Source organism: Pseudomonas sp. NFIX28 (genome assembly GCF_900107395.1).
Taxonomy (GTDB): Bacteria; Pseudomonadota; Gammaproteobacteria; order Pseudomonadales; family Pseudomonadaceae; genus Aquipseudomonas.
Map to the genome: position 1 here is coordinate 105,361 of NZ_FNPW01000013.1, position 24,491 is coordinate 129,851.

Consider the following 24,491-nt stretch of genomic DNA (forward strand, 5'->3'; position numbering starts at 1 on the left):
TCAACCCTCCACGACCCAGGTGTCTTTGGTGCCGCCGCCCTGCGACGAGTTCACCACCAGCGAGCCTTCGCGCAGCGCCACGCGGGTCAGGCCGCCGGGCACCAGGCGGGTTTCGCTGCCCGAGAGGACGAACGGGCGCAGGTCGATATGCCGCGGCGCGATGCCGTTCTCGACAAAGGTCGGGCAGGTCGACAGGCACAGGGTCGGCTGGGCGATATAGGCCTCGGGGCGGGCCTTGAGCCGGGCGCGGAAGTCTTCGATCTCGGCCGCCGTGGCCGCCGGCCCCACCAGCATGCCGTAGCCGCCGGAACCCTGGGTTTCCTTGACCACCAGGTCCGGCAGGTTGGCCAGGACGTGGGACAGCTCCGCGGGCTTGCGGCATTGCCAGGTCGGCACGTTCTTCAGGACCGGTTCCTCGCTCAGGTAGAAGCGGATCATCTCGTCGACGTAGGGGTAGATCGACTTGTCGTCCGCCACCCCGGTGCCCACCGCGTTGGCCAGCACCACATTGCCGGAACGGTAGGCGGCGATCAGCCCGGGCACGCCGAGCATGGAATCGGGGTTGAACGACAAGGGGTCGAGGAAGGCATCGTCGAGGCGGCGGTAGATCACATCCACCGCCTGGGCGCCGGAAGTGGTGCGCATGAACACGCGGTCGTCGCGCACGAACAGGTCGGCGCCTTCCACCAGCTCCACGCCCATCTCCCGGGCCAGGAATGCATGCTCGAAATAGGCGCTGTTGAAACGCCCCGGGGTCAGCACCACCACCGTCGGGTTGTCCAGCGGGCTGGAGCTTTTCAGGGTGTCGAGCAGCAGGTTGGGATAATGGTCGATGGGCGCCACCCGTTGCGCGGCGAAGAGTTCGGGGAACAGGCGCATCATCATCTTGCGGTCTTCGAGCATGTAGCTCACGCCGCTGGGGGTGCGCAGGTTGTCTTCCAGCACGTAGTAGCTACCGTCGCCGTCACGCACCAGGTCGACGCCGGAAATGTGCGAATAGATATTGCGATGCAGGTCCAGGTCGCGCATCGCCACCTGGTACCCCTCGTTGGCCAGCACCTGCTCGGCCGGGATGATGCCCTCCTTGAGGATGCGTTGCCCGTGGTAGATATCGGCCAGGAACATATTCAGCGCCTGGACCCGCTGGATGCAGCCGCGCTCGACGTTCTGCCATTCACGGGCGGTGATGCTGCGCGGGATGATGTCGAAGGGAATCAGCCGTTCAGTGCCTTGCTCGTCACCGTACAACGTGAAGGTGATGCCAGCGCGGTGGAACAGCAGGTCGGCTTCGCGTCGACGCTGGTCCAGCAGCTCCAGTGGTGTGTCCGCCAGCCAGCGCGCGAACTCCTGGTAATGTGGGCGGCAGCCACCACTCGCATCATACATTTCGTTAAAAAAAGCACGGGACATACCCCAACTCCTCGCCGTGGTTTAAACGGCTTTTTTATTTAAGCTCTGTATTTCAATAAATCGGGCCTTACGCTGTGCGATAGAAACTGTTCCGTTGAGCACCTCATTGTGCGTATTCCACTGGAAGCTGGCGGAACTACCCCTTGGTTGACGCCAGTCGTTTGGCGAAACTTCCTGCACTGTTTTGCGGCAATGGATCGCCCGCAATGACGTCCATGCGGTTATGGAATTCGTCACCTCCTTTTTGGTTTTAATGAACTTTCAAACTGAAAGTATTCCGAAACTTCAACAGCCTAGTTCGCAGGAATTCAAAGGCTGTATATATCTGCTTTAGCAATCGCTGTGCCCAAATCCCCTGCCCGCGCAAATAAACTCCCCCAGGGCGGCAAAATGACCGATTAGCGACACTTTTCATTCAGCCAGGGGCCTGCACCTGCTGCTGGAGCTGAAACGTTTTACCCGGCAAGCCGCCCGCAGGGCCTTGCACAACACTGGCGCGAACGAAAAAAGTGCAGAAACAGTCGAGAAAGGGTTTTTTGCCCTGACACGGGGATTTTTGCCAAAGCCATTGTTATCGCTTGGCACAAAGCAAGATTTGACGCGGCCTGCCGAAAGAAAGAACGGCGCACCATTAGCGGTCCGGAAAACGCACCAACGATGAACGAAACACCCAATAGCGCCAACTATTGGCGCAATTTCCGCTTTTCGCCAGCGCTAGTTTGTAAAAGTCTCGAACCCATTGAACCGGGTATTTCCGACTTTGCCCGATTCATGCGTGGAAGATTAACGATCGCCGAAGTTATCCGCCGAAATCTTCATTCCATTATTGACCAACATCCCCACCCGCCCCGTAGGAGCGAAGCTTGCTCGCGAACCAGCCACCGCCGCCGCCCTACGCCGCCGTTAAAGCGCCTCCAGGCGGCTGACGATGATCCGCACCACCTCCGCCGGCGACAGCCGCGAACTGTCCAGCGTCAGGCGTTCGCCGGTCCAGGCCTGGTAGTCGTGGTCGAGCACCGACTGCCAGCTCGGAGGGCGCAACCCGGGCACGTCCGCTGCACGGGTTTCCACCCGCCGCCGGTGCTCCGCGACGTCGCGGCACACCACCTCGATATTGAGCAGCGGGCGCTGCTCAGCCTCGGCGGCGCCCTGCCAGGCCTGGCGGCTCTCGGCGAGCGGATTGACGCAATCGGCCACCACCCAATTGCCCAGGGCCAGGTTGCTGCGGGCCAGGGCGATGGCGACTTCGTACCCCGCCTTGCCGACCTCCGCCAAGCCGCCGTTGCGCAGCGTCTGCTCGATGGTGTCGATACGCAGATAAGTCACCCGCAGCTGGCTGGCCAGTGCCCGGGCAAGGGTGGTCTTGCCGCTACCCGGCAAACCACTGAAGACGATGAGCATGGGAAGGACTCCAAGTGCGGTATTGGAAGGCTGGCAGCATCGCCAGCCGCGAAGGTAGCGGCTATGGGGCCCGGGTGAGGTCCGGGCGCCCTGCCCCGGCAGCATTGGCGGTGCGTGCCTTGGAGGTGTCCGGCTCAACCAGCTGCACGGCGAATCGACGGGCAATCTCCTTGCGCCCCAGGGCGGTCAGGCCCAGTGCCCGGCTGTCCAGGTCCTGGGTCAGCCATTGGCGACGGATTGCCTCTTGCAACAACGCCGCCCCCAGCGCACCGCCCAGGTGCGGGCGGCGCATGCTCCAGTCCAGGCACGGGCAGGCAAAGCGCCGGCGCAGGCCGGCCAGGGCCTGTGCATCAATGCCCAGCCCGGCAAAAAAGCCTTCGCCGGCGGTGCTCAACACATATTCCCGAGCCCCCTCTCGCGGCGCCTGCAACCAGCCGGCCTCGAGCATACGGTCATGCAGCTGCACCGCCAGGGTGCCGGCCATGTGGTCATAGCAAGTGCGGGCGAACTGCAGGCGGTCCGGGGTGCGCGGGCTGAATTCGGGCGTGGCGTCATGGCCGATCACCATCAGGGCTTCCAGGGCCTGGGCCACGCGCTTGTCGGCGAGGCTGTAGTAACGGTGGCGGCCCTGCACATGCAGGCGCACCAGGGCCAGTTCCTTGAGTTTGCCCAGGTGCGCGCTGGCGGTGGAGGCGCTGACATCGGCGATCGCCGCCAGCTCGGTGCTGGTACGCGCATGGCCGTCCATCAGCGCGCAGAGCATTTTCGTCCGCGCCGGCTCGGCAATGGCCGCGGCGACTTGGGATACGGCGTTGTCGTGCTGCTGCGCATTCATATTTCGCTCCCGAACGAATCGTGCCCCTCGCAGGTTGCCGATAGTAGCAACACTTTTCCCCCACTCATAAGGCCGCACGCCATGGACCCGATCACCGCCGTCACCCACCCCGACCCGTACCCTTATTACGCCAGCCTGCGGGCCCGGGGCGGGCTGGTTTTCGACCCCGGCCTGGGGATATGGCTGGCCAGCAGCGCCGCCGCGGTGGCCGCGGTGCTGGCCCACCCCGACTGCCGGGTCCGCCCGCCGCACGAGCCGGTGCCCCGGGCCATCGTCGATGGCGCCGCGGGCCAGGTGTTCGGCCGCCTGATGCGGATGAACGACGGTGAACGCCAGCGCTGCCCAAGGGCCGCGGTCGAACCGGGCCTGCACCAGGTGCACGCCGAGGAAGTCACCCAGCGGGTCGCCGCCCTGCTGCTGGACCTGCCGAGCGACACCGCGGCGAGGCTTGAGGCCTGCCAGTTCCGCCTGCCGGTGGCGGTGGTCGCCGGGCTGCTGGGCTTTGCCGCGCACCGCTTGCCGGAAATGGCCAGGTTGACCGCGGACTTCGTCGCCTGCCTGTCACCGGCCAGCGAGCCGGCACAACTGGCCGCCGCCCACCGTGCGGCGCAACAACTGGCCCGACACTTTGCCGCGCGGCTCGAACAGCCGCCCATCAGCCCGCTGCTACAGCGCATCGTCACCGGCTTCGGCGCCCAGGATCATGACGGCCTGCTCGCCAACCTGATCGGCCTGCTGTCCCAGACCTTCGAGGCCAGCGCCGGGCTGATCGGCAATACCGTCTGCGCCTTGCTGGGCGATCGCCAGTTGCTCGCGGACCTGCGGGCGGCTCCCGAGCAAATCGCCGAGCTGCTGGACGAAGTGCAGCGCCACGATCCGCCGGTGCAGAACACCCGGCGCTTCGTCGCCGCCCCTTGCAGCATCGCCGGGGTGACGCTGGAGCCCGGCGCAGTGGTGCTGGTGCTGCTGGCCTCGGCCAATCGCGACCCGCAGCTGAACCCGCAGCCGGATCGCCTGCTGCTCGAACGCCCGGCACGGCGCAGCTTCAGCTTTGGCAGCGGCCGCCACCAGTGCCCCGGCCAGGCCCTGGCCCAGACCATCGCCGGTGCGGTGGTCGACGCGCTGCTGCGCCAATCGACCCTCGACGTGCCCCTCGGCTGGACCTACAAGCGCTCGCTCAACGGGCGCATTCCGCTGTTTACCACCCTGCCGGAGCACCACCGATGATCGCCGTGATATTCGAAGCCCTGCCACACCCGGAACATCGCCAGCGTTACCTGGACGTCGCCGCCGCGCTTAAGCCGCTGCTGCTGGAGATCGACGGTTTCATTTCCATCGAGCGCTTCCAGAGCCTGAGCGAGCCGGACAAGCTGCTGTCCCTGTCGTTCTGGCGCGACGAGCAAGCCGTCGAAGCCTGGCGCACCCTGGAACGGCATCGCGGCGCCCAGGCCCTGGGACGCACCCAGGTGTTCGCCGACTACCGCCTGCGGGTCGCCGAAGTGGCGCGCGACTATGGGCTGACCGAGCGCGACCAGGCGCCGGCGGACAGCCGCCAGGCCCATGCCGGCTGACGCTGCTGGGCGCCTATTCGACCAATGAATGGTGCTCAGCGGCGCACCGGGCTTCTGCTAGGGTCATGCCTGGACTTGAGGACACGATCATGAGCCAGATGACCCAACACGCCCTGAAGCTCAACGGCATCGAGCTGCACCTGCATGCCGACGGCCCGCTGGACGGGCCGCCGGTGTGGCTGCTGCACGGTTTTCCCGAATGCTGGTATTCGTGGCGTCGGCAGGTCGCGCCGCTGACGGCCGCCGGCTACCGGGTGCTGATCCCGCAGATGCGCGGCTACGGCGACAGCAGCGCCCCCGAGGAAGTGGCGGCCTATGACGTGCTGACGCTGTGCGCGGATATTCAACAGGCCATGGATGCCCTGGGTCAGCAGCGGGCCTGCATTGTCGGTCACGACTGGGGCGCCGTGGTCGCCTGGCACCTGGCGCTGCTGGAGCCGCAGCGGGTCGCGGCCCTGGTGACCCTCTCGGTGCCGTTCGCCGGCCGCCCCAAGCGCCCGGCCGTGGAGATCATGCGCGAGCTGTTCGCCGAGCGTTTCAACTACATCCTGTATTTCCAGGAACCCGGCGTCGCCGAGCGGGAACTGGACGCCGACATCGACCGCAGCCTGCTGCATTTCATGCACGACTGCGAACGCCTGCTGGATGAAAAAAGCCCGGCGGCCCAATTATTCGAGGGCATGCCGCCGCGCCACGCACCGCCCGCCTGGTGTACCCCGGAAGACTTTGCGGTGTACCGGCGCACCTTTGCGGGGCGAGGCTTTCGAGGCGCCTTGAACTGGTACCGCAACTTCGAACGCAACTGGCAGCGCACCGCGCACCTGGGCGAGTTGCAAGTGAGCCAGCCGACGCTGTTTATGATCGGCGACCGCGACCCGGTGGGCCAGTTGGAAGCCCGGACCCTGGAGCGCATGCCCGGCAAGGTGCCGCGCCTGGAACAGCATCGGCTGGCGGATTGCGGGCACTGGATCCAGAGCGAAAAAGCCGCGGAGGTCAATCGGCGGCTGCTGGATTTTCTGCGCCGGCATTACCCCTGCCCGCCTGCGGTGCAGACAGGGGCCTAGCGTTACAGGCTGCGATATTCGAGGGTGAGGTGTGACAATTCGTGGACTGGCGCCAGGCGTTGGCGAATGGTCTCGGCGCTGACGCCGGCGGCCGCCACCACACTGACGATCGCCGCCCGCGCCTGCGGGCCAACCTGCCACACATGCAGGTCGGTGATGCGCGCATCGCCGGCGGCTTCCACCGACTGGCGAATCTCGCCGGCCAGCTGTTCGTCGGTGGTATCGAGCAGCACCGCCGCGCTGGATTTCATCAGGCTGTAGGCCCAACGAGCGATCACCACCGCGCCAACGATGCCCATCACCGGGTCGAGCCAGACCCACCCCAGGTAACGCCCCGCCAGCAACGCGGCGATGGCCAGGACCGAGGTCAGGGCATCGGCCAGCACATGGACGTAGGCCGAGCGCAGGTTGTTGTCGTGGTGATGGCCGTGGCCATGCGGATGCGGATGCGGATGCCGGTGATGATCGTGATGATCGTGATGATCGTGATGATCGTGATGATCGTGATGATCGTGATGATCGTGATGAGCATGGCCGCCCGAAAGCAGCACGGCACTGACGATGTTCACCACCAGCCCGGCCACGGCGATCAGGGTCGCTTCGGTGAAGGCCACCTGGGTCGGCTGCCATAACCGCAGCAACGATTCGCCGGCAATGCCGATGGCCACCAGGCCGAGGATCAGCGCCGAGGCAAACCCCGCCAGGTCGCCGACCTTGCCGGTGCCGAAACTGAAACGCGCATTGTCGGCATTGCGCCGGGCAAACCCATAGGCCGCCGCCGCGATCCCCAGGGCGCCGGCGTGGGTCGCCATATGAAAACCATCGGCGAGCAAGGCCATGGAGCCGGTGAGATAACCCGCGGCGATTTCGCCGAGCATCATGACGAAGGTCAGCGCCACCACCCACAAGGTGCGCCGGGCGTTTGCGTCGTGGGCGGCCCCGAGGAAATGGTGGTCGTGGGTGAAGCCTGCCGTGGGCAAGGTGGAGTTCATGCTGCGCTCTCCAGTCAGGAATAACGCCGAATGGCTTCGAGCAGTTCGCTCACGCCCTTGGCCCGTTCGGCATCGCTGAGTTCGGGATGGGCCACATGCTCCAGGGCATGGGCCTCGATGATTTCCCCCATCAGGCCATTGATCGCGCCGCGGGTGGCCGCCACCAAGTGCAAGGTCTTGGCGCACTCCGCGCCGGACTCCAGGGCCCGCTCCACAGCCTGCATCTGCCCCTGGATGCGCCGTACCCGTTTAAGCAGATCGTCCTTTTGTGCGTGCGTGTGCGACATACCTATACCCCCTATACCTATGTGGCACTTATCCTGGCCGATGCCGTGAGCCGGCGCAAGGAGCAAGCGACGCGCGGGGCCGCCCTTGGCTATCGCTCACCCACGGCCCATCCCGCCAGGTGCAAGCACGCAGCGCCGAAGAGGCATTGGGAATTCGAAGAAGTATTCAAGCCAAGGCAGGCGGCGGACGTCGCGCCCCCGCTCGCTCATGCGCCCGGCCAAGTCAGGCCCCCTGCCAGGACGATCCCTGACAGGGCCAGTGGGCAAAAATCAGTCGTCGCGGGTCAGGACTTCCAGCAGCTCGATCTCGAACAGCAGATTGGAATTCGGCGGAATCTTGCCCATCGAGCGTTCGCCGTAGCCCAGGTGCGCCGGCACCAGCAGCTTGCGCTTGCCGCCGACCTGCATGCCCATCAGGCCCTGGTCCCAGCCCTTGATCACCCGCCCGGTGCCGATCACGCACTGGAAAGGCTTGCCACGCTCCCAGGAAGAATCGAAGGGCGTGCCATCTTCCAGGAAACCGCGGTACTGGGTGGTAATCAAGGCGCCCTTGACCACCGCCTTGCCCTCGCCCACTTCGATATCGATCACCTGCAACGAGTCGCTCATCCACTCACTCTCTGTTGGAGGCAGCCGCCAGTGGCCACCGAGGGTGCGGAAAATAACAAATTTTCGGCCTCTCGACTTGCAAGGCGTGCTCTGGATAAGGCTGAGGCAGAGCCCACTATCGGGGTGCGTTCCACATCGTTAAGTTCAGGGCGAGCCACAACTTTCAGATTGCCCCTACAGACTCTCCTTAGCCAAATCCAATAGCGTCCCGCAACCAACTGCCAACGCTATCCGTCCCCCGCGCCGGAGGCTTTCTTCAGGGACAATGTGGACGCGAACACGGATGAGTGGCTACGTACCGAACGCCCCGAAGGGCTATCGCAACAAGGGGGTGGAGCCCGTCGACCTGGGCGCCCAACGCTGGGCGCAATACCCGGACCTGCCGCCAAAGGCAGAAGCCAAACCCCAGACAGCTGGGTGCACCTTTACCAAACCCTGCAAGCTCCCTGATGGGGTCATCAACTACGCCAGCTCCGCCATTCCCACCAATGCCATCAGCGAATACGGGCAGCTCGTTTTGCTGGGCGGACGCGAAGCGGATGCAACGGGGAAAATCCCTCTCCAGCAAATCAGTGGTCATGCGTTACCTGCTGCACTTGGAACACTTCTATTAGGTGGAGTGGCTACTACTGCTGGTGCTGCTACAGGTGCTGGAATCAGCACGGGTACTGCGGCAACAGGCGCGAGTGCGGGTACCACGTTTTTTACCACGGGTGTTATTGCAGGTGGATTGGCGGGCATAGCCGCATTGCTCTGGCCATCGAGCTTGGGCGACAGCAGCCTGTACACACACGAACAGCTCAAAGCGCTCAAGGAAGGCCGCACACGTGTCCGGTTGCACATAGAACAGCAGGCTGACGGCACGCTGAAAGGCTACGGATACAACACCGAGAAGCGTACCGCTTGGGAAATGATCCCAGTCGTTCAGTTTGTTGCTCAAGGCCAGCATCAGGTAGCCGACTTCGGCGATGGAATAACCCTGACGTGGACACCAGCCATTGACCCGTCCAGTGCTTCGGGGATCCCTCCATTAGAGGCAGCACCACAAGCTCCCCAGATATGGGTTTATCCGCCTACTGAGAAAGCGGATAACATCATCGTCAATCCGATCTACCCGCCCGAGTACAAGGACTTCATCCTGATCTTCCCGCCGGGATCCGGGATTCAGCCTCTGTACATCGTGTTCAATGTCCAGCTAGAGAAGAACAAGGCGGCGGGCGCTGCTTTCGAGGATGAATCGTACAGCGGGTTTTCCGAAGAGATGAAAGAGTCCGGGCAGCAAGTGACGGTGAAGACAGAAAGCGGCACCAGAACCCGCCTTGATATGATTGGTAGAGATTCGGACGGCACTATCGCATGTGTCGAATGCAAGGCATCTGAAACGGCACCTTTGACCAAGAATCAGAAAAAGGCATTCCCGGAAATCGAAAAGAGCGGAGGGGTTATTGTCGGTAAGGGTAAGCCCGGCTTTCCCGGTGGCACAGTCATTCCGCCTACCCACGTAGACATTTTGCGACCGAAGTAAAACCAACGGAATTCAAGGAACTGTCATGTCAGTAACAGACGCAAAAATCATCGATATGTGGGGCATCCCGAAGTGGGACGAGGGCAAAATCGTTCTTGCAATCTCTGACCACCTGGAATGGGGCGATAAAACCCAACAAGGTGAACACCTGCTGTTGCTTCAAGAGAAGATAAATACCTACATCGGGTTCATTGAGAGCGGGGAAATCTACACTGAGATTCCTGGTGCACTTGGCAAGTCCCCCATCATCCGCGTTCTTGGTTTGTATGCGTTACCAGAGCAAGGTGAACTCTTCATTGACCGCGTTACTGAGGTGCTGAAAGACGTTGGTATCGGGTTTGAGTTCGTGCTCAAAGCGGATGAAAAAATACACAACATGTGAACAAGGACCACGCCCAAATGAAAGACAGCGACACCAATATCAATCGGTTGAAAGAGTGCCACTGAGATCTGGCAAAGCCCTGATCCCCCACTCCCCCCCTCAAGACCGCTTGAACAAACTCCAGACAAACGCCACCACCCCACCCACGGTCGCCACCCCCGCCAACCAGCCCACCACCGACAACCCCTGCCAGGCCGGGCCGGCCGCGGCGATCTGTGGGCCGAAGGCGATCAGCAGCGCGCTGATCAGCAGGGCCAGGGATAAGCGGGTGGAGGCCAGGCGCAGGGATTTCTCCAGGCGCTCGACGCCCGGCATGTCGAGGCGCAGGTCGACCACGCCGTGTTTCAGACGGTTGATCAGCAGGCGGGTCAGTTGCGGCAGTTCGACGGCGACCCCGCGGCCCAGCTCCAGGCCGTCGAGGCCCAGGCGGCGGGCGAGTTTCCAGCTGAACTGCTGCTTGAGCATCTTGCTGATGGCCGGGCGCGCGGTGGCTATCAGGTCCAGTTGCGGATCGAGCCGGGTGAGCACGCCATCGGCGGTGACCAGCGCCTTGAACAGCACCAGCAAGTCGGCCGGCAGCAACAACTGGTATTGGCGCATCAGGCCGAGGAAGTCCTCGATCATCGCGCTCATGTTCAATGCCTTGCCGCCGTGTCGGCCCATGAACTCCCGGGCGGCCTGTTCGATGGCGGACAGCTCGCGCACCTGCTCGCCGCTCCAGTCGATCAGCACCGCCACCAGCGCTTCGGTGCTGCCCTCGGTCATGGCCCGCATGAAGCTCATGACCTCCAGGCGCCGGCGTTCGTCGAGACGACCGACCATGCCGAAATCGATAAAGCCGACCCGGTTGTCGTCCATGGCCCGCAGGTTGCCGGGGTGCGGGTCGCCGTGGAACAGGCCGTCCTCCAGCAGCATCTTGATGAAGGCCTGGGCCCCGCGCTGCGCCAGCAGGCTCGGGTCCAGGCCCTGCTCGATCAAGGCCTGGCGCTCCAGCGGCGTGTAACTGGGCAAAAATTCCTGGACCAGCAGGCGCTCGCTGCTGTGCAGCCAGTGGATACGCGCAATGGCGATCTGCGGATGCTCGGCGAAATTCGCCGCCACTGCGTCGCAGTGCTGCCCCTCCTGGGTGAAGTCCAGTTCTTCGAGCATCGCCCGGGCCAGTTGCCGGACCATCTGCCGTGGCTGGTAATGGGCCAGGGCGGCGTTCTCCTCCACCAGCATCGCCACGCCCTCCAGCAGTTGCAGGTCGGCGCTCATCTTGCGCCGCAGGCCGGGGCGCTGGACCTTGACCACCACCGCCTCGCCACTGAGCAGGCGCGCGCGATAAACCTGGGCGATGGAGGCCGCCGCCAGGGGCTCGGTGTCGAACTCGGCGAACACCTGGTCCAGCTCGCAGCCCAGGTCGTCGCGCACCTGATCTTCCAGCTCGCTCCAGGGCAGGGTCGCAGCGCCGCTGTGCAGCGACTCCAGCTCGCTGATCCAGTGCGGCGGCAGGATGTCGCTGCGGCTGGCAAGGATCTGCCCGAGCTTGATAAAGGTCGGCCCGAGTTTCTCCAGCGCCAGGCGCACCCGCTGCGGCGTCGAGTCTTGTGGCTGCGCTTCACCAGCGGCTGGCGATTCGCCCAGCAGGCGCCCGAGACCCAGACGCAGCAAAACGTCCTGGGCGCCGAAGGCCGCCAGCACGGCGACAATCTGGTGAACCCGCTTATGGTGTTTGAGTGCCGTCCAGGTGGGTTCGAGCATGGTCGGGATGATCCTTCACAAGGTGACGCCCGCGGCGTAGCTGGCGGGCCCAGGGTTGGGTGGCGCGCCTGCCGGGTAATCCGGGATCGACGACAAGCCATGCAAGGTCCGACCACAGCGGCCGGCAATCATTCACAACGCGCTGGCGTCGATTGCACCTCCTCGTGCGAGGCGCTGCCGAAGACCGCAGGCCGACGGTTGCCCATGGCTGCGCCCGCCATGAATTCGGTTACCATGGCGCCCCCCTGAAATCCGCACGCCGATAAGGACATCCGTATGGCTGTTTCAACTATTGTGATTCTGCTCGTTCTGGCCCTGCTGGTGATCTATGTCATCACCGTCTACAACGGCCTGGTGGCCCGCCGGAACCGCTTCAAGAACGCCTTCGCGCAGATCGAAGTCCAGCTCAAGCGCCGTTACGACCTGATCCCCAACCTGGTGGAAACCGCCAAGGTCTACCTCAAGCACGAGCGCGACACCCTCGAAGCCGTGACCGCGGCGCGCAATGCCGCGCTGGCGGGTCTCAAGGCCGTCGCGGCCGAGCCCGGCAACCCGCAGAGCATGGCGCAACTGGGCCAGGCCGAAGGCGTACTGTCCAGCGCCATGGGCCGGCTGAACGTAAGCATGGAGGCCTACCCGGACCTCAAGGCGTCGCAGAACATGCAACAGCTGAGCGAAGAGCTGACCAGCACTGAAAACAAAGTGTCCTTTGCCCGCCAGGCGTTCAACGACACGGTGATGGATTACAACAGCTACAAGCAGAGTTTCCCGCCGGTGATCCTGGCCGGCCTGTTCGGCCATGGCGCCGATGCCAGCCTGCTGCAATTCGCCGACAGCGCCCTGATTCAGGAAGCCCCCAAGGTCGCGTTCTAATCCTCTGTCACCCTGGGTGGTCCGATGAATTTTTTTGAACACCAGGCCCGGGCCAAACGGCGTACCGGCACCCTGGTGCTGCTGATGATCCTGGCCGTGCTGTGTCTGGTGGCCGTCACCAGCCTGGCGCTGAACCTGCTCTGGCTGCAATTTCTCAAGGAGATGAAGCAGTCGCCGAGCTTCGACTGGCACCTGACGGCGATGATCGCCGCGGTGGTGTTCCTGGTGGTGATCGGCAGCAGCATGGGCAAGCACTCCGAACTCAAGGCCGGCGGCAAGGTAGTCGCCAAGCGCCTGGGTGGCCGGTTGATCAACCTGCACCCGGACGGCCTGGAAGAACAACGGCTGCTCAATGTGGTCGAGGAAATGGCCCTGGCCTCGGGCACGCCGGTGCCACAGGTGTACGTGCTGCCCGATGCCGGGATCAATGCCTTCGCCGCCGGCTTCACGCCACAGGAGGCGGTGATCGGGGTCACCCGCGGCGCCATCATGGTGCTCAACCGCGAGGAACTGCAGGCGGTGATCGCCCATGAGTTCAGCCATATCTACAACGGCGACATGCGCCTCAACACCCGGCTGGTGGCGATTGTCCACGGCATCCTGGTCATCGGCCTGACCGGCGAGGCGATGGCCGAAGGGGTCAACCAGTCTGGCCGGCTGGCGCAAAACCGGGTCGGCGGGCTGGCGATGTGGAGTGGCCTGGCACTGATCCTGCTGGGCTCGGTCGGGACTTTTTTCGGCAACCTGATCAAGGGCGCCATCAGCCGCGAGCGCGAGTTTCTCGCCGATGCCTCGGCGGTGCAGTTCACCCGCAACCCGGCCGGCCTGGTCGGCGCGCTGAAAAAAATCGGCGGTTACGCCGCCAGTTCGAAACTCGACAGCGCCTTCAGCGCTGAATACAGCCACCTGTATTTCAGTGAAGGGGCCACCCTCTCCGTCTATGGCCAGTCCGCGACCCATCCGCCCCTCTCGGCGCGGATCCGGCGCCTGGAACCGGGCTGGGACGGCCGCTTGCCCACCATCGAAGCCATCGAACTGCCGGCCGAACCCGCCCGCTCCGGCCTGGACAGCTCCGGGGTGTTCAGCCGCCAGTCGCAAGCGAGCAGCGCCCTGGTGTTCGACCTGAATGCGATCAAGCAGTCGATTGCCAGCATCGGCAGCCCGAACGCGCAACATCTGTTGGCGGCACAGGCAACGCTGGTCAGCCTCGACCCGGCGCTCCAGCGCAGCGCCCACAGCACCACTGGCGCCCAGGCACTGGTCTATGGCCTGCTGCTGTCCGCCAACGACTCGATGCGCAGCCGACAACTCGCGCAGCTGGACGCCAACAGCCCCGCCGAGGTCTTCGGTTGCCTGCAAGCCCTGCAAAAACAACTGGCCGCCCTCGACCCGAACCTGCGCCTGCCGCTGCTGGACCTGTCGATACCGGCCCTGCAGCAGCTGGACAAGAAAGCCTGCAAGCCGTTCATGGACAACCTGCGGCAACTGATCGATGCCGACGATCAGGTCGAGCTGCTGGAGTGGACGCTGCTGCGCATCGTGCAACGCAATGTCGAAGGCCTGCCGGCGCCCGAGTACAAATGGGGGCTGTTCCAGCGCAGCGAAGAACTGGCGATCCTGCTCGGCGCCCTGGCCAGTGCCGGGCAAAAGACCGCGCAACAGGCCCAACTGGCCCTGGCCCATGCCTGGAGCGGCCTGCCCTTCGCCCAGCCGCAACCGGCGGAGGTCGACCTCGAACACCTGGATGCCGCCCTGGTGCGGTTGCGCCAGTTGATGCCGGAGGAACGGCCGATGTTGCTGCAGGCCATGGCCCGCTGCGTCTGCTACGACGGCCAGGTCACCGTGGCCGAAGCCGAGCTGATGCGCGCCGTGGCCGATGTGCTGGATTGCCCGATGCCGCCGCTGTTGCCCCCGGCAGTCACCGAGCCCGCGCCTTCCCAGGCATCGGCCAGCGCCTCCCAGGCCGCCACGCTCTGAGCCACAACCCTGCCCAGCGGCTGACGCCAGCCCGGGCAGGCACCGCGATCCTTACCAGAGCGCGATCTCATAGGTGAAATAGAGGCGATTGCTGTCGCGCCCCCGGGCGAAGTCGGAGCGGTACACATAGTTGCGCAGCTTCACCCCCAGGCCCTTGAAGCGGCCTTGCTGCACCACATAGGCCAGTTCGGCATCGCGCTCCCATTCCTTGATCGCCGAGTTTGACTGGCCATCGCTGCCGCTCAGGTAGCGGGTGGAAAACGTCAGCCCCGGCGCCCCGAGCGCGGCGAAGTTGTAGCCGTAGCCGAGCATCCAGGTTTTCTCGTCCTCCTCGATGAACTTGCCAATGCCCACGTTGCTGAACGAGTACACCGTGGCGCCGCTGATATAAGGCAAGCCGGCATCACCGCTGAGCACCTGATAGCCGCCGCTCAGGGTATGGCCGGCCACGGCATAGGACAGCAGGCCGCTGAGCATATCGTTGTCGATGTTGCCGCCGTAGGCCGAACCGCTGTCGCTGCTGTGGAAGTAACGCAGGTCACTGGTCAGCACACCGGCGCCCAGCTTCAGGTCGTGCTGGATACCGGCGAAGTGCTGCCGGTAGAAGTGCTCGAGCTCGCCGTAGAAGTAGCTCAGGCGCAGGTTCTTGCCGAGCTTGTAGTCGCCCCCGGCATAGGTGAAGTCCCCGGACTTGTCGCCGGTATAACCGTCCGCAACGATGGGCATGCTGTCGCTGGAATCGCGCAGTTTGAAGCGATCCAGCCGGCCGGCGGTGAGCGTCAGGTTATCGATATCGCTGCTGGTGAGCTGCGTGCCCTGGTAAGTCTGCGGCAGCAGGCGCGCGTCGTTGTAGATCAGCACCGGGTTCTTCGGTAGCAAGGTGCCGTGCTTGAGCGTGGTCCCGGCCAGCCTGGCCTTGGCCGTGACACCGGCACTGGCGAACGCGTCGGCGGCGCGACCGTCGTCATGCACCGGCAGCAAGCCGGTACCGCTGCGGCCCCGCCCCGAGTCGAGTTTGACTCCGACCAGAGCCAGCCCGTCGATACCCAGGCCGAGCGTGCCGGGGGTGAAACCCGACTGGAAATCCAGCAGCAGGCCCTGGGCCCACTCCGTGCGCTCGCTCTTGGCCGTGCGTGCCGCCCGGGCGCTCAGGCCATGCTCGTCACGGAAGTTCTCATTGAAGTAGACATTGCGCAGTTGCAGCTTGAGCGTGCTGTCGTCGCCAAAGCCTGCCGCGCCGACGGTCGTCAGCGGCAACAGGGCGACCAGAGGAAACCACGCCCCAGGGATGATCGAACGGGTCATATCGGACTACTCATTGTTGTTATTCGAGTTGTTGTTTTAAGGTGCAGGGTGCCGCGCGCCTTGGACCCGGCGCGCCAGGGAACACCCGATGGCTCAGGGGATGACTCAGGAGTACAGGCTCAGGAAAACAGGGTCAGCGCGCCGGTCAGCAGGGCCAAGGCGGTAATCACCAGGGAGGTCAGGACCGCCCATTTGACGGTGGCTTTCTGGAAGTCGCCGATATCGCGGTCGACCATCCCCACCAGCAGCAGGGTCGAGGCCACCAGCGGGCTCATCAGGTGCACCGGCTGGCCGAGGATCGAGGCCCGGGCGATCTCCAGCGGATCGATGCCATAGGCCGCCGCGGCATTGGCGAGGATCGGCACCACGCCGAAGTAGTAGGCATCGTTGGACAGCACGAACGTCAGCGGCATGCTGGTGATGGCCACCACCAGCGGGAACAGATGCCCCCACGACGGCGGAATCCAGTCCACCAGGGTCTGCGCCAGGGCATCGACCATCTTGGTACCGGAGAAGATCCCGGCAAAGATGCCGGCGGCGAACACCAGCAGCACCACCGTCATGGCGTTGCCCGAATGGGCGAGGATCCGCTCTTTCTGCATCTCCAGTTGCGGGTAGTTGATCATCAGCGCCAGCACGAAGCCGATCAGGAACAGGATCGCCGAATGCATCAGGCCCATCACCAGCGCCACCATCACGGCCGCCACCAGCAACAGGTTGACGTAGGCCAGCTTCGATCGCTTGCAGGGCGTGTCTTCGACAATGGCCTTGATGTAGCAGTTGCCGCCACCGCTCTGCAGCTGGGTGTTGCCGATGCGCTTGCGCTCGGCGCGGCCCAGCAGGAAGGCGCTGAACACCACCCAGGCCGCACCGCCGATCATGGTCGGCAGCAACGGCACGAAGTACTCGCCGGCATCCAGCCCCAGGGCGGCGATGGCCCGGGTGGCCGGACCGCCCCAGGGGGTCATGCCGCTCATGATGCTCAGGGACAGCATGGCGATGGTGGCGAGGATCATCGGGTTCATGCCGATGCGCTTGTACAGCGGCAGCATCGCCGCGCAGGTGATCATGTAGGTGGTGGTGCCGTCACCGTCCAGGGCCACCAGCAGCGACAGCAAGGCGGTGCCGACGGCGATCTTCACCGGGTCGCCGTTGACCCGCTTGAGGATCTTGCGGATCAGCGGGTCGAACAGGCCCGCGTCGATCATCAGGCCGAAGAACAGAATCGCGAACAACAGCAGCGCCGCCGAGGGGGCGACCATTTTCAGGCCGTCGAGCATCATTTTTCCGGTGCTGCCGGCAAACCCGCCGATCACCGCGAAGACGATCGGCACCAGGGTCAGGGCAACAATCGGGGACAAGCGCTTGGTCATGATCAGGACGGTGAACACAACCACCATGGCCAGGCCGAGTAATGCAAGCATGAGGGATTCTCTTGTTGTTATGGACGAGCATGGCCGACGCCCAGGCGCACGGCCCCTTACCCGCCAGGCGGCGGCCTGGCGAGGGTTTCAACCGGGGTCAAAAACGGAAGCTGGAGAGAGCCGCAGCGGCTAGAGGTGTTTGCCGGCCTGCGCCGGCTCCCAGGCGTGGTCACTGGCCTGGGCGTTGGGCGTCGCCTTGCCATCCAGGGTCTGTAGCAACACCTGGCGATCGCAGGCGTTTTCCGACAGCGAGATCACGACCGTGGCCACGGCATTGCTGGCCAGGCTGGTGAGCGCCCGGGCCTCGGACATGAAGCGGTCGATGCCGATCAACAGCGCCAGCCCCGCCAAGGGGATGTCGTGGATCACCGTCAGGGTCGAGGCCAGGGCGACGAAGCCACTGCCCGTCACCCCCGCCGCGCCCTTGGACGACAGCAGCATGATCGCCAGCATCGTCATCACCTGCCCCAGGCTCAAATCGATGTTGCAGGCCTGGGCAATGAAAATCGCCGCCAGCGACAGGTAGATGGCCGTGCCGTCGAGGTTGAACGAATAGCCGGTGGGCAGCACCAGGCCCACCACGCCTTTCTTGCAACCCAGGGCCTCAAGCTTTTCCAGCATGCGCGGCATCACCGGCTCGGTGGACGAGGTGCCCAGCACCACCAGGAACTCTTCACGCAGGTAGCGCAACAGCTTCCACAGGCTGACCCCATGGGCGCGACAAATCCCCCCCAGCACCACGAAGACGAAGAATCCGCAGGCGATGTACAGGGTCATGATCAGCTTGGCCAGGGCGCCCAGGGAGGTGATGCCGTACTGGCCGACCGTGAAGGCCAGCGCGCCGAACGCACCGATCGGGGCAAAGCGCATCAGGTAGGAAAAGATCTTGAACACCATGTGCGAGGCGGCTTCCAGCACATCCAGCACGGGCTTGCCGCGTTCGCCCAGGGACGACAGGGCAAAACCGCTGAGCACCGCGATGAACAGCACCGGCAATACCTCGCCCTTGTTGAAGGCGCCGATAAAGGTCTCGGGAATGATGTGCATGAAGAACTCCACCACCCCCAGCTTCGCCGCCGACTCGGTGTACTGCGACAGGCCCTGGGTACTCAGGTGAGTGGGGTCGATGTTCATGCCCGCGCCGGGCTTGAACAGGTAGACCGCCACCAGGCCGATGAGCAGGCTGACCACCGTCAACGCCAGGAACAACAGCAGGGTCTTGCTCAGGAGGCGGCCCAGGGAACGCTTGTCGTTCATCCCGGCGATCCCGGTGACGATGGTGCAGAACACCACCGGCGCGATCATCATCTTGACCAGCTTGATGAAGGCATCGCCCAGGGGCTTGAGGGCAATGGCCTGCTGGGCCCAGAAGTGCCCGACCACCACGCCCAGCAGCACGGCACAGATGATCTGGAAGTAGAGCGATTTAACGACTTTCATGGCATCACCCATTTTTAGAATTGTTCTGATGCGAACGACTGTCACTGCGGTGCAGGACTATCCGGCCAGGCGTTGTGACGCCGGGGCGTAGACGAAACCGGAGAACAGCCGTCGCGCGGTACGTACCACCGAGGCGCGAATGGTCTCTCCCTGGTTGCCGGTGTAGGACAATACGACATCGATCCCGCCACTGGGATGTTCCAGGCGCACTTGCTTCAGTTGTGTGGCTCCACCCAGCAGTTGCGCGGCGACGCTGCCCTGGCTGACACAAGCGGTGGCCAGGCCGATGGCGCCGGTGATGGCCAGCGCGCGATGGCAGCTGTGCGGCATGAAGTAGCGCGCCTGCAAGGTGCCGCCGGCCACCGCCGGCGAGATCAGCACCGGCTTGGGGATCACCTTGTCACTGACGTCACCCAGGCCCATGGCCAGGCCCGCCTGCAAGCGCAGGGACTCCAGGCGCCGCAGGAACTCCTTGTCGGCGTCCAGCTCGGCCGGGGTTTCATCCCCGCGCTTGCCCAATTGACCGGCCTCGACGATCAGCAGCGGCATCGCCATGTCGATGCAGGTCACCGGTACGCCATCGATCAGGTCCCGGGTGTTCCCGGTGGGGAAAAGTTTGCCGGTCTTGCTGCCTGCGGCGTCGAGGAACGTCAGTTGCACGGGGGCGGCGGTGCCGGGCACGCCATCGATGGCGGTATCGCCTTCGTAGCTGACCTTGCCGGCCGGCGTCTGCACCAGGGAATGGATGAAGGTGCCGGTATTGAGATTGCGGATCCGCACCTGGGTCTGTTCGCCCGTGGCCTTGACCAGGCCCTGCTCGACGGCGAAGGGACCGACCGCGCACAGCATGTTGCCGCAGTTGGGCGCCGTATCGACCCGGCGCTGGGACACCATTACCTGCACGAACAGGTAGTCGACATCGGCCTCGGGGTGCAGCGACGGGCTGACGATCGCGACCTTGCTGGTCTGCGGGCTGCCACCGCCAATGCCGTCGATCTCCAGTTCATGTCCCGAGCCCATCAGGTCGAGCAGCAGCTCATCGCGCTGTTCGATGGACACCGGCAGATCCCAGGCGAGAAACACCGGCCCCTTGGAGGTACCGCCGCGCATGAGCACACAAGGAATTCGTTGCATGGACACAGACTCTTGTTAATCAATCGGGTTAATTGATGTTCTGGGCACAAGAGTGTCAGGGAATAAATCATGTTTCCAATGCAAAGATCGTAGCGATTATTGCGTTTTGCACATGATAAATCTAAGGTGAACAGCGCCGCCCTTCCCACCTTCGCTTGAGACGAAAACATGGAATATGAGCTCCAGGACATAAGATCTTTCGTGAAAATCGCCGAACTCGGGAGTTTCCACGAGGCGGCCGATGCCCTGCACTTGTCCCAGCCGGCCCTGAGCCGTCGGATCAAGAAGCTGGAGGAAGGCCTGGGCACCGCCCTGCTCGACCGCACCACGCGCAAGGTCAGCCTGACCAGCGTCGGCCGGGACTTCCTGCCCAAGGCCCGGCGCCTGCTGGATGACTTCGACGACTCGATCCTCAATATCCGCGAACTGGCGGAACGGCAGATCGGCCAGGTGACCCTGGCCTGCATTCCCACCGCGGCCTTCTACTTCCTGCCGTCGGTGATCCGTCTCTATAACCAGCGCTATCCGAAAATCCGCATCCGCCTGCTCGACCTCAGCGCCAATGAAGGGCTGGAAGCCGTGCTGCGCGGCGAAGCGGACTTCGGCATCAACATGATGAGCGGGCAGCACCCGGACATCGAGTTCGTGCCCCTGGTCAACGAACCTTTCGTATTGGCCTGCCGGCGTGACCATGAACTGGCGAAAAAGGCCTCGGTCACCTGGTCGGAACTCAGCGATTACCGGTTGATCGGCGTCGGCCGCCTGAGCGGCAACCGGATGCTGCTGGACCATGCCCTGTCCGGCCTGAGCTGGCGTCCCCAGTGGTTCTACGAGGTACAGCACCTGTCCACGTCGCTGGGCATGGTCGAGGCCGGGCTCGGGGTGTCGGCCATGCCCAGCCTGGCGATGCCCGCGGCCGACCACCCGACCCTGGTGAGCATTCCGCTGAGCGAACCGGTGGTCAACCGCACCCTGGGCCTGGTCTACCGCCGCGGCGCCTCGCTGTCGCCAGCCGCGGAAAAGTTCGTGTCGATCCTGCTCGAGCAATGGCCGCATTGACGGTCGGCGGTGCAGGCATGCCGATATCGAAGAGCACGAACGCCTGCAACCTGCGCCTGACAACCTGCGGCGTATCGGCCTTAACGGCTGACTGCGCCGGCCCCAGACTTTATGCTGCACAGCCATTCCCCCATGGAACCTGCGGGCCAAACGGTTGCCTGAGGCGCAGCCGTTGTTTTCCGCGCGTCACCCAATACCCGTTTTTCCAGGAGTAAGCCCATGCCCCATGAAGGCAACCTGTTGCAAGCCGCTGTCGTGTTCCTGTTCGCGGCGGTGCTGACCGTTCCCCTGGCCAAGCGCCTGCAGCTGGGGGCCGTGCTCGGTTATCTGCTGGCCGGGGTGATCATCGGCCCGGCGGTGCTGGGGTTGGTGGGCAACCCGCAGAGCATCAGCCATGTGTCGGAGCTGGGCGTGGTATTGCTGCTGTTCATCATCGGCCTGGAGCTGTCGCCACGGCGCTTGTGGGTGATGCGTAAATCGGTGTTCGGCGTCGGCTTGGCCCAGGTGCTGCTGACCGGGGTGACGATCGGCTGCGTGGCGCTGTTCCTGTTTGGCCAGCCGCTCAACAGCGCCATCGTGCTGGGCCTGGGCCTGGCGTTGTCGTCCACCGCCTTCGGCCTGCAAAGCCTGGCCGAGCGCAAGGAACTGACCAGCCCCCACGGGCGCCTGGCGTTTGCCATCCTGTTGTTCCAGGACATCGCGGCGATTCCGCTAATTGCCATGGTCCCGGTGTTGGCCGGGGTCGATCACAACACCAGCAGCGCCGAAGACCTGCGCCATGGCTTGCAGGTGCTGGGCAGCATCGCCGTGGTGGTGATCGGCGGCCGCTTCCTGTTGCGCCCGGTGTTTCGCGTGGTGGCGCGCACTGGCCTGCCGGAAGTGTCCACCGCCACGGCCTTGCTGGTGGTGATCGGCACTGCCTGGCTAATGGACATGGTCGGCGTGTCCATGGCCCTCGGCGCCTTCCTCGCCGGCCTGCTGCTGGCGGACTCGGAGTATCGCCACGAACTGGAAGCGCAGATCGAACCCTTCAAGGGCCTGCTGCTGGGGCTGTTTTTCATCAGCGTCGGCATGGGCGCCAATATCAGCCTGCTGTTCAGTGCGCCGATCGCGGTGCTCGGCCTGACCCTGCTGCTGATCGCCATCAAGCTGCCGCTGCTGTTCGTGGTCGGGCGCCTGGCCGGTGGCCTGGGGCGCTTGAGCGCGGTGCGCCTGGGCGTGGTGCTGGCGGCCGGCGGTGAATTCGCCTTCGTGGTGTTCAAGATCGGCCGCGACCAGGGCCTGTTCGAGGCGCAACTGTATGACCTGCTGGTGCTGACCATCACCCTGTCCATGGCCGTGACCCCGCTGCTGCTCCTGGCCTGTACGCGCTTCCTGCAGCCCAAGGCCAAGCCGCTGGAAATGCCCGCCGAATACCGCGAGATCGAAACCGACGCGCCGCGGGTGGTGATTGCCGGCATGGGCCGGATGGGGCAGATCGTCGCGCGGATCCTGCGGGCGCAGAACATCCCCTTCGTGGCCCTCGACACCTCGGTCGACACCATCGAACTGACCCGCAGCTTCGGCGGCATGCCGGTGTTCTACGGCGACCCGATGCGCGCCGAAATCCTCAAGGCGGCCAAGGTCGGCGAGGCGGAGTTCTTCGTCATCGCCACCGACGACCCGCAGACCAACATCAACACCGCGGCGGTGGTGCGCAAGCTCTACCCGCACATCAAGATCATCGCCCGCGCCCGTAACCGCCAGCACGTGCACAAGCTGGTGGACCTGGGCGCCGAGGCGGTGCGGGAAACCTACTATTCCAGCCTGGAAATGAGCCGCAAGGCGCTGATCGGCCTGGGCCTGACCCACGCCCAGGCCGACTCGCGGATCAAGCGCTTCACCGCCCACGACGAACAGGTGCTCGAAGCCCAGCACGCGATCTACGACGACCACGCGAAGATCCTGCAATCGGCCCAGGAAGCCCGGGCCGAGCTGGCGCGGCTGTTCGAGGCAGACGCAGAAGACGAGCAGTCCGAAGGCGTGTTGCCGGCGCCGCGCTGAGCAACCGGCCGCGTGATGCGGCCTTTCGCGGGCAAGCCTCGCTCCTACAGAAGCGGGGCTTTCCCGCAGGGCTTCGTAGGAGCGAGGCTTGCCCGCGATGAACGATGACGCGCTCTCCCTGCTGCCGCATAGCCAGCCTTGCCGGGGCGCTCCTGACACAATCTGTCAGCCCGCTGCGCTACAGTGCCCGGCGCCCCGTCCCGAATGGATACGCCGATGACCGCCACCAGCAACACCCCTGCCCTCAAGGAAATCTTCAACGCCGAACGCCTGGAGCACATCGCCCGGGAAATGCTCGCGGTGTACCCGGCGTTCGACCACCGCGGCTTTCTCGCCCATGCGAACAAGGACCTTGCCGAGTTGTCGGTGATGCAGCGCCTGGCACGGGTCAGCGACAGCCTGCACGCGGTGCTGCCGGCGGACTACGACGCCAACCTCGCACGGCTGTACGACCTCGCCCCGCGCCTGGACAGTCGCTTTGTCTGCATGTTCCTGCCGCACTACGTGGCCAATTACGGCGGCCACGCCTTCGAGCGTTCGATGGCCGCGCTCAAGTACTTCACCGCCTTCGGCTCCTCGGAATTCGCCATCCGCCCGTTCCTCGCCAGCGACCTGCCGCGCACCCTGGCGGTGCTGCGCGACTGGGCCCGGGACGACAACGAACATGTGCGTCGCCTGGCCAGCGAAGGCAGCCGCCCACGCCTGCCCTGGTCATTCCGCCTGGCGCGGATCCAGGCCGACCCGACGCTGGCGGCGCCGATCCTCGAGTGCCTCAAGGCCGACCCCAGCCTGTACGTGCGCAAGTCGGTGGCCAACCACCTCAACGACATCAGCAAGGACCATCCCGACTGGCTGCTGGGGTTGCTCGAAGGCTGGCCGCTGGATAACCCGCACACTGCCTGGATCGCCCGCCATGCCCTGCGCAGCCTGATCAAGCAGGGCCATCGCCGGGCACTGGCGATCGTCGGCGCCGGGCAAGCGCCGCAGGTGAGGCTGCATGGCCTGCGGGTCGAGCCGGCGGTGATTCGCCTGGGCGAACGCATCAACCTGTCCTTTGCCCTGGAATCCACCGCCGAGGCCAGCCAGCGCCTGGTGGTGGATTACGCCATCGACTACGTCAAGGCCTCGGGCGACACCCGGGCCAAGGTCTTCAAGCTCAAGGCCTTCACCCTGCCGGCCAAGGCCCGGGAGCAACTTGGCCGCGCCCAGCACATCCGCGAACTGACCACCCGCCGCCACTATCCCGGACGCCATGTGCTGCATATCCTGGTCAACGGCGAGCGCCTGGGCAGCACGGCGTTCGATATCCAACCCCCCGCCCCATAGCCACCGCCACCTCCCTTACAGACATACCCCCTGTAGCCGCTGCCGCAGGCTGCGATCGACCCGCAGGGGCGCGGCGTTCTCTCGGCCGCCG

Annotated in this window: 21 protein-coding genes; 10 read left to right on the top strand and 11 right to left on the bottom strand. The window is 64.5% G+C overall.

Annotated features, from left to right (window positions below):
- The 3 genes from BLV20_RS22845 to BLV20_RS22855 all read right to left on the bottom strand — a co-directional run bounded on the left by BLV20_RS22845 (position 1) and on the right by BLV20_RS22855 (position 3,646).
- A complete protein-coding gene (locus BLV20_RS22845; RefSeq protein WP_092304715.1) occupies positions 1-1,410 on the bottom strand; it encodes a circularly permuted type 2 ATP-grasp protein in 1,410 nt (469 codons plus the stop codon).
- 903 nt (positions 1,411-2,313) lie between these two features.
- Positions 2,314-2,811, bottom strand: coding sequence for a P-loop nucleotide/nucleoside kinase family protein (locus BLV20_RS22850; protein WP_092304716.1), 498 nt, complete (start codon positions 2,809-2,811; stop codon positions 2,314-2,316).
- A 61-nt stretch (positions 2,812-2,872) separates the two neighbouring features.
- On the bottom strand, positions 2,873-3,646 hold the full coding sequence (locus tag BLV20_RS22855) for an ArsR/SmtB family transcription factor (protein WP_092304717.1): 774 nt from the start codon (positions 3,644-3,646) through the stop codon (positions 2,873-2,875).
- Positions 3,647-3,727: 81 nt separating this feature from the next.
- Here BLV20_RS22855 and BLV20_RS22860 point away from each other — a divergent pair, with 81 nt between their 5' ends.
- From BLV20_RS22860 to BLV20_RS22870, 3 genes are all read left to right on the top strand, one after another.
- A complete protein-coding gene (locus BLV20_RS22860) occupies positions 3,728-4,873 on the top strand; it encodes a cytochrome P450 (protein WP_092304718.1) in 1,146 nt (381 codons plus the stop codon).
- Positions 4,870-5,217: an antibiotic biosynthesis monooxygenase family protein gene (locus tag BLV20_RS22865; protein ID WP_092304719.1), complete on the top strand. Its 348-nt coding sequence runs from the start codon at positions 4,870-4,872 to the stop codon at positions 5,215-5,217. The genes BLV20_RS22860 and BLV20_RS22865 overlap by 4 nt, the downstream gene beginning before the upstream one ends.
- Positions 5,218-5,306: 89 nt before the next feature.
- Entirely contained in the window at positions 5,307-6,281 is a 975-nt protein-coding gene (locus BLV20_RS22870) for an alpha/beta fold hydrolase (protein ID WP_092304720.1), read from the top strand.
- Between the two features lie 2 nt (positions 6,282-6,283).
- Here BLV20_RS22870 and dmeF read toward each other — a convergent pair whose 3' ends face one another.
- From dmeF to BLV20_RS22885, 3 genes are all read right to left on the bottom strand, one after another.
- Complete coding sequence (gene dmeF, locus BLV20_RS22875) at positions 6,284-7,273, bottom strand: CDF family Co(II)/Ni(II) efflux transporter DmeF (protein WP_092304721.1); 990 nt, start codon at positions 7,271-7,273, stop codon at positions 6,284-6,286.
- Positions 7,274-7,287: 14 nt separating this feature from the next.
- Positions 7,288-7,560, bottom strand: coding sequence for a metal/formaldehyde-sensitive transcriptional repressor (locus tag BLV20_RS22880; RefSeq protein WP_092304722.1), 273 nt, complete (start codon positions 7,558-7,560; stop codon positions 7,288-7,290).
- A gap of 270 nt (positions 7,561-7,830) precedes the next feature.
- The gene (locus BLV20_RS22885; RefSeq protein WP_092304723.1) at positions 7,831-8,169 is read right to left on the bottom strand and encodes an FKBP-type peptidyl-prolyl cis-trans isomerase; all 339 of its coding nucleotides are present in this window, start codon (positions 8,167-8,169) and stop codon (positions 7,831-7,833) included.
- Between the two features lie 283 nt (positions 8,170-8,452).
- On the opposite strand from BLV20_RS22885, the gene BLV20_RS22890 reads away from it, so the two are divergent.
- Both BLV20_RS22890 and BLV20_RS22895 read left to right on the top strand, forming a co-directional pair.
- Complete coding sequence (locus BLV20_RS22890; protein ID WP_092304724.1) at positions 8,453-9,694, top strand: S-type pyocin domain-containing protein; 1,242 nt, start codon at positions 8,453-8,455, stop codon at positions 9,692-9,694.
- A gap of 25 nt (positions 9,695-9,719) precedes the next feature.
- Positions 9,720-10,076 carry a DUF6572 domain-containing protein gene (locus BLV20_RS22895; protein WP_092304725.1) on the top strand — a complete coding sequence of 119 codons (357 nt, stop codon included), beginning with the start codon at positions 9,720-9,722 and terminating at the stop codon, positions 10,074-10,076.
- A 99-nt stretch (positions 10,077-10,175) separates the two neighbouring features.
- Here BLV20_RS22895 and BLV20_RS22900 read toward each other — a convergent pair whose 3' ends face one another.
- Positions 10,176-11,819, bottom strand: a complete 1,644-nt coding sequence (locus BLV20_RS22900) for an ABC1 kinase family protein (RefSeq protein WP_092304726.1) — start codon at positions 11,817-11,819, stop codon at positions 10,176-10,178.
- A 276-nt stretch (positions 11,820-12,095) separates the two neighbouring features.
- On the opposite strand from BLV20_RS22900, the gene BLV20_RS22905 reads away from it, so the two are divergent.
- Together BLV20_RS22905 and BLV20_RS22910 are read left to right on the top strand one after the other, a co-directional pair.
- The gene (locus tag BLV20_RS22905; RefSeq protein ID WP_092304727.1) at positions 12,096-12,692 is read left to right on the top strand and encodes a LemA family protein; all 597 of its coding nucleotides are present in this window, start codon (positions 12,096-12,098) and stop codon (positions 12,690-12,692) included.
- 24 nt (positions 12,693-12,716) lie between these two features.
- The gene (locus tag BLV20_RS22910) at positions 12,717-14,669 is read left to right on the top strand and encodes a M48 family metallopeptidase (RefSeq protein WP_092304728.1); all 1,953 of its coding nucleotides are present in this window, start codon (positions 12,717-12,719) and stop codon (positions 14,667-14,669) included.
- 51 nt (positions 14,670-14,720) lie between these two features.
- Here the strand turns inward: BLV20_RS22910 and BLV20_RS22915 are convergent, their stop codons facing one another.
- From BLV20_RS22915 to BLV20_RS22930, 4 genes are all read right to left on the bottom strand, one after another.
- On the bottom strand, positions 14,721-15,974 hold the full coding sequence (locus BLV20_RS22915) for an OprD family porin (protein WP_092304729.1): 1,254 nt from the start codon (positions 15,972-15,974) through the stop codon (positions 14,721-14,723).
- Positions 15,975-16,093: 119 nt separating this feature from the next.
- Positions 16,094-17,398, bottom strand: coding sequence for a CitMHS family transporter (locus tag BLV20_RS22920; RefSeq protein WP_092304730.1), 1,305 nt, complete (start codon positions 17,396-17,398; stop codon positions 16,094-16,096).
- 129 nt (positions 17,399-17,527) lie between these two features.
- Complete coding sequence (gene dctA / locus BLV20_RS22925) at positions 17,528-18,850, bottom strand: C4-dicarboxylate transporter DctA (RefSeq protein WP_092304731.1); 1,323 nt, start codon at positions 18,848-18,850, stop codon at positions 17,528-17,530.
- 45 nt (positions 18,851-18,895) lie between these two features.
- Positions 18,896-19,972 carry a 4-oxalomesaconate tautomerase gene (locus BLV20_RS22930; RefSeq protein WP_092304732.1) on the bottom strand — a complete coding sequence of 359 codons (1,077 nt, stop codon included), beginning with the start codon at positions 19,970-19,972 and terminating at the stop codon, positions 18,896-18,898.
- A 168-nt stretch (positions 19,973-20,140) separates the two neighbouring features.
- On the opposite strand from BLV20_RS22930, the gene BLV20_RS22935 reads away from it, so the two are divergent.
- From BLV20_RS22935 to BLV20_RS22945, 3 genes are all read left to right on the top strand, one after another.
- Positions 20,141-21,031 (top strand): LysR family transcriptional regulator, encoded by an 891-nt coding sequence (locus BLV20_RS22935; RefSeq protein ID WP_092304733.1) that lies wholly within the window; start codon positions 20,141-20,143, stop codon positions 21,029-21,031.
- Positions 21,032-21,250: 219 nt separating this feature from the next.
- Complete coding sequence (locus tag BLV20_RS22940) at positions 21,251-23,074, top strand: monovalent cation:proton antiporter-2 (CPA2) family protein (protein WP_092304734.1); 1,824 nt, start codon at positions 21,251-21,253, stop codon at positions 23,072-23,074.
- A 216-nt stretch (positions 23,075-23,290) separates the two neighbouring features.
- Complete coding sequence (locus BLV20_RS22945) at positions 23,291-24,400, top strand: DNA alkylation repair protein (RefSeq protein ID WP_092304735.1); 1,110 nt, start codon at positions 23,291-23,293, stop codon at positions 24,398-24,400.
- Positions 24,401-24,491 lie beyond the last annotated feature (91 nt).

Bases quoted from the DNA above. Each gene is read 5' to 3' on its own strand.
- BLV20_RS22940 (WP_092304734.1), top strand. From the start codon at position 21,251: ATGCCCCATGAAGGCAACCTGTTGCAAGCCGCTGTCGTGTTCCTGTTC.
- BLV20_RS22935 (WP_092304733.1), top strand. From the start codon at position 20,141: ATGGAATATGAGCTCCAGGACATAAGATCTTTCGTGAAAATCGCCGAA.
- BLV20_RS22890 (WP_092304724.1), top strand. From the start codon at position 8,453: ATGAGTGGCTACGTACCGAACGCCCCGAAGGGCTATCGCAACAAGGGG.
- BLV20_RS22880 (WP_092304722.1), bottom strand. From the start codon at position 7,560: ATGTCGCACACGCACGCACAAAAGGACGATCTGCTTAAACGGGTACGG.
- dmeF (WP_092304721.1), bottom strand. From the start codon at position 7,273: ATGAACTCCACCTTGCCCACGGCAGGCTTCACCCACGACCACCATTTC.
- BLV20_RS22865 (WP_092304719.1), top strand. From the start codon at position 4,870: ATGATCGCCGTGATATTCGAAGCCCTGCCACACCCGGAACATCGCCAG.
- BLV20_RS22905 (WP_092304727.1), top strand. From the start codon at position 12,096: ATGGCTGTTTCAACTATTGTGATTCTGCTCGTTCTGGCCCTGCTGGTG.
- BLV20_RS22945 (WP_092304735.1), top strand. From the start codon at position 23,291: ATGACCGCCACCAGCAACACCCCTGCCCTCAAGGAAATCTTCAACGCC.
- BLV20_RS22930 (WP_092304732.1), bottom strand. From the start codon at position 19,972: ATGCAACGAATTCCTTGTGTGCTCATGCGCGGCGGTACCTCCAAGGGG.
- BLV20_RS22860 (WP_092304718.1), top strand. From the start codon at position 3,728: ATGGACCCGATCACCGCCGTCACCCACCCCGACCCGTACCCTTATTAC.
- BLV20_RS22915 (WP_092304729.1), bottom strand. From the start codon at position 15,974: ATGACCCGTTCGATCATCCCTGGGGCGTGGTTTCCTCTGGTCGCCCTG.
- BLV20_RS22920 (WP_092304730.1), bottom strand. From the start codon at position 17,398: ATGCTTGCATTACTCGGCCTGGCCATGGTGGTTGTGTTCACCGTCCTG.
- BLV20_RS22845 (WP_092304715.1), bottom strand. From the start codon at position 1,410: ATGTCCCGTGCTTTTTTTAACGAAATGTATGATGCGAGTGGTGGCTGC.
- BLV20_RS22910 (WP_092304728.1), top strand. From the start codon at position 12,717: ATGAATTTTTTTGAACACCAGGCCCGGGCCAAACGGCGTACCGGCACC.
- dctA (WP_092304731.1), bottom strand. From the start codon at position 18,850: ATGGGTGATGCCATGAAAGTCGTTAAATCGCTCTACTTCCAGATCATC.
- BLV20_RS22855 (WP_092304717.1), bottom strand. From the start codon at position 3,646: ATGAATGCGCAGCAGCACGACAACGCCGTATCCCAAGTCGCCGCGGCC.
- BLV20_RS22885 (WP_092304723.1), bottom strand. From the start codon at position 8,169: ATGAGCGACTCGTTGCAGGTGATCGATATCGAAGTGGGCGAGGGCAAG.
- BLV20_RS22850 (WP_092304716.1), bottom strand. From the start codon at position 2,811: ATGCTCATCGTCTTCAGTGGTTTGCCGGGTAGCGGCAAGACCACCCTT.
- BLV20_RS22895 (WP_092304725.1), top strand. From the start codon at position 9,720: ATGTCAGTAACAGACGCAAAAATCATCGATATGTGGGGCATCCCGAAG.
- BLV20_RS22900 (WP_092304726.1), bottom strand. From the start codon at position 11,819: ATGCTCGAACCCACCTGGACGGCACTCAAACACCATAAGCGGGTTCAC.
- BLV20_RS22870 (WP_092304720.1), top strand. From the start codon at position 5,307: ATGAGCCAGATGACCCAACACGCCCTGAAGCTCAACGGCATCGAGCTG.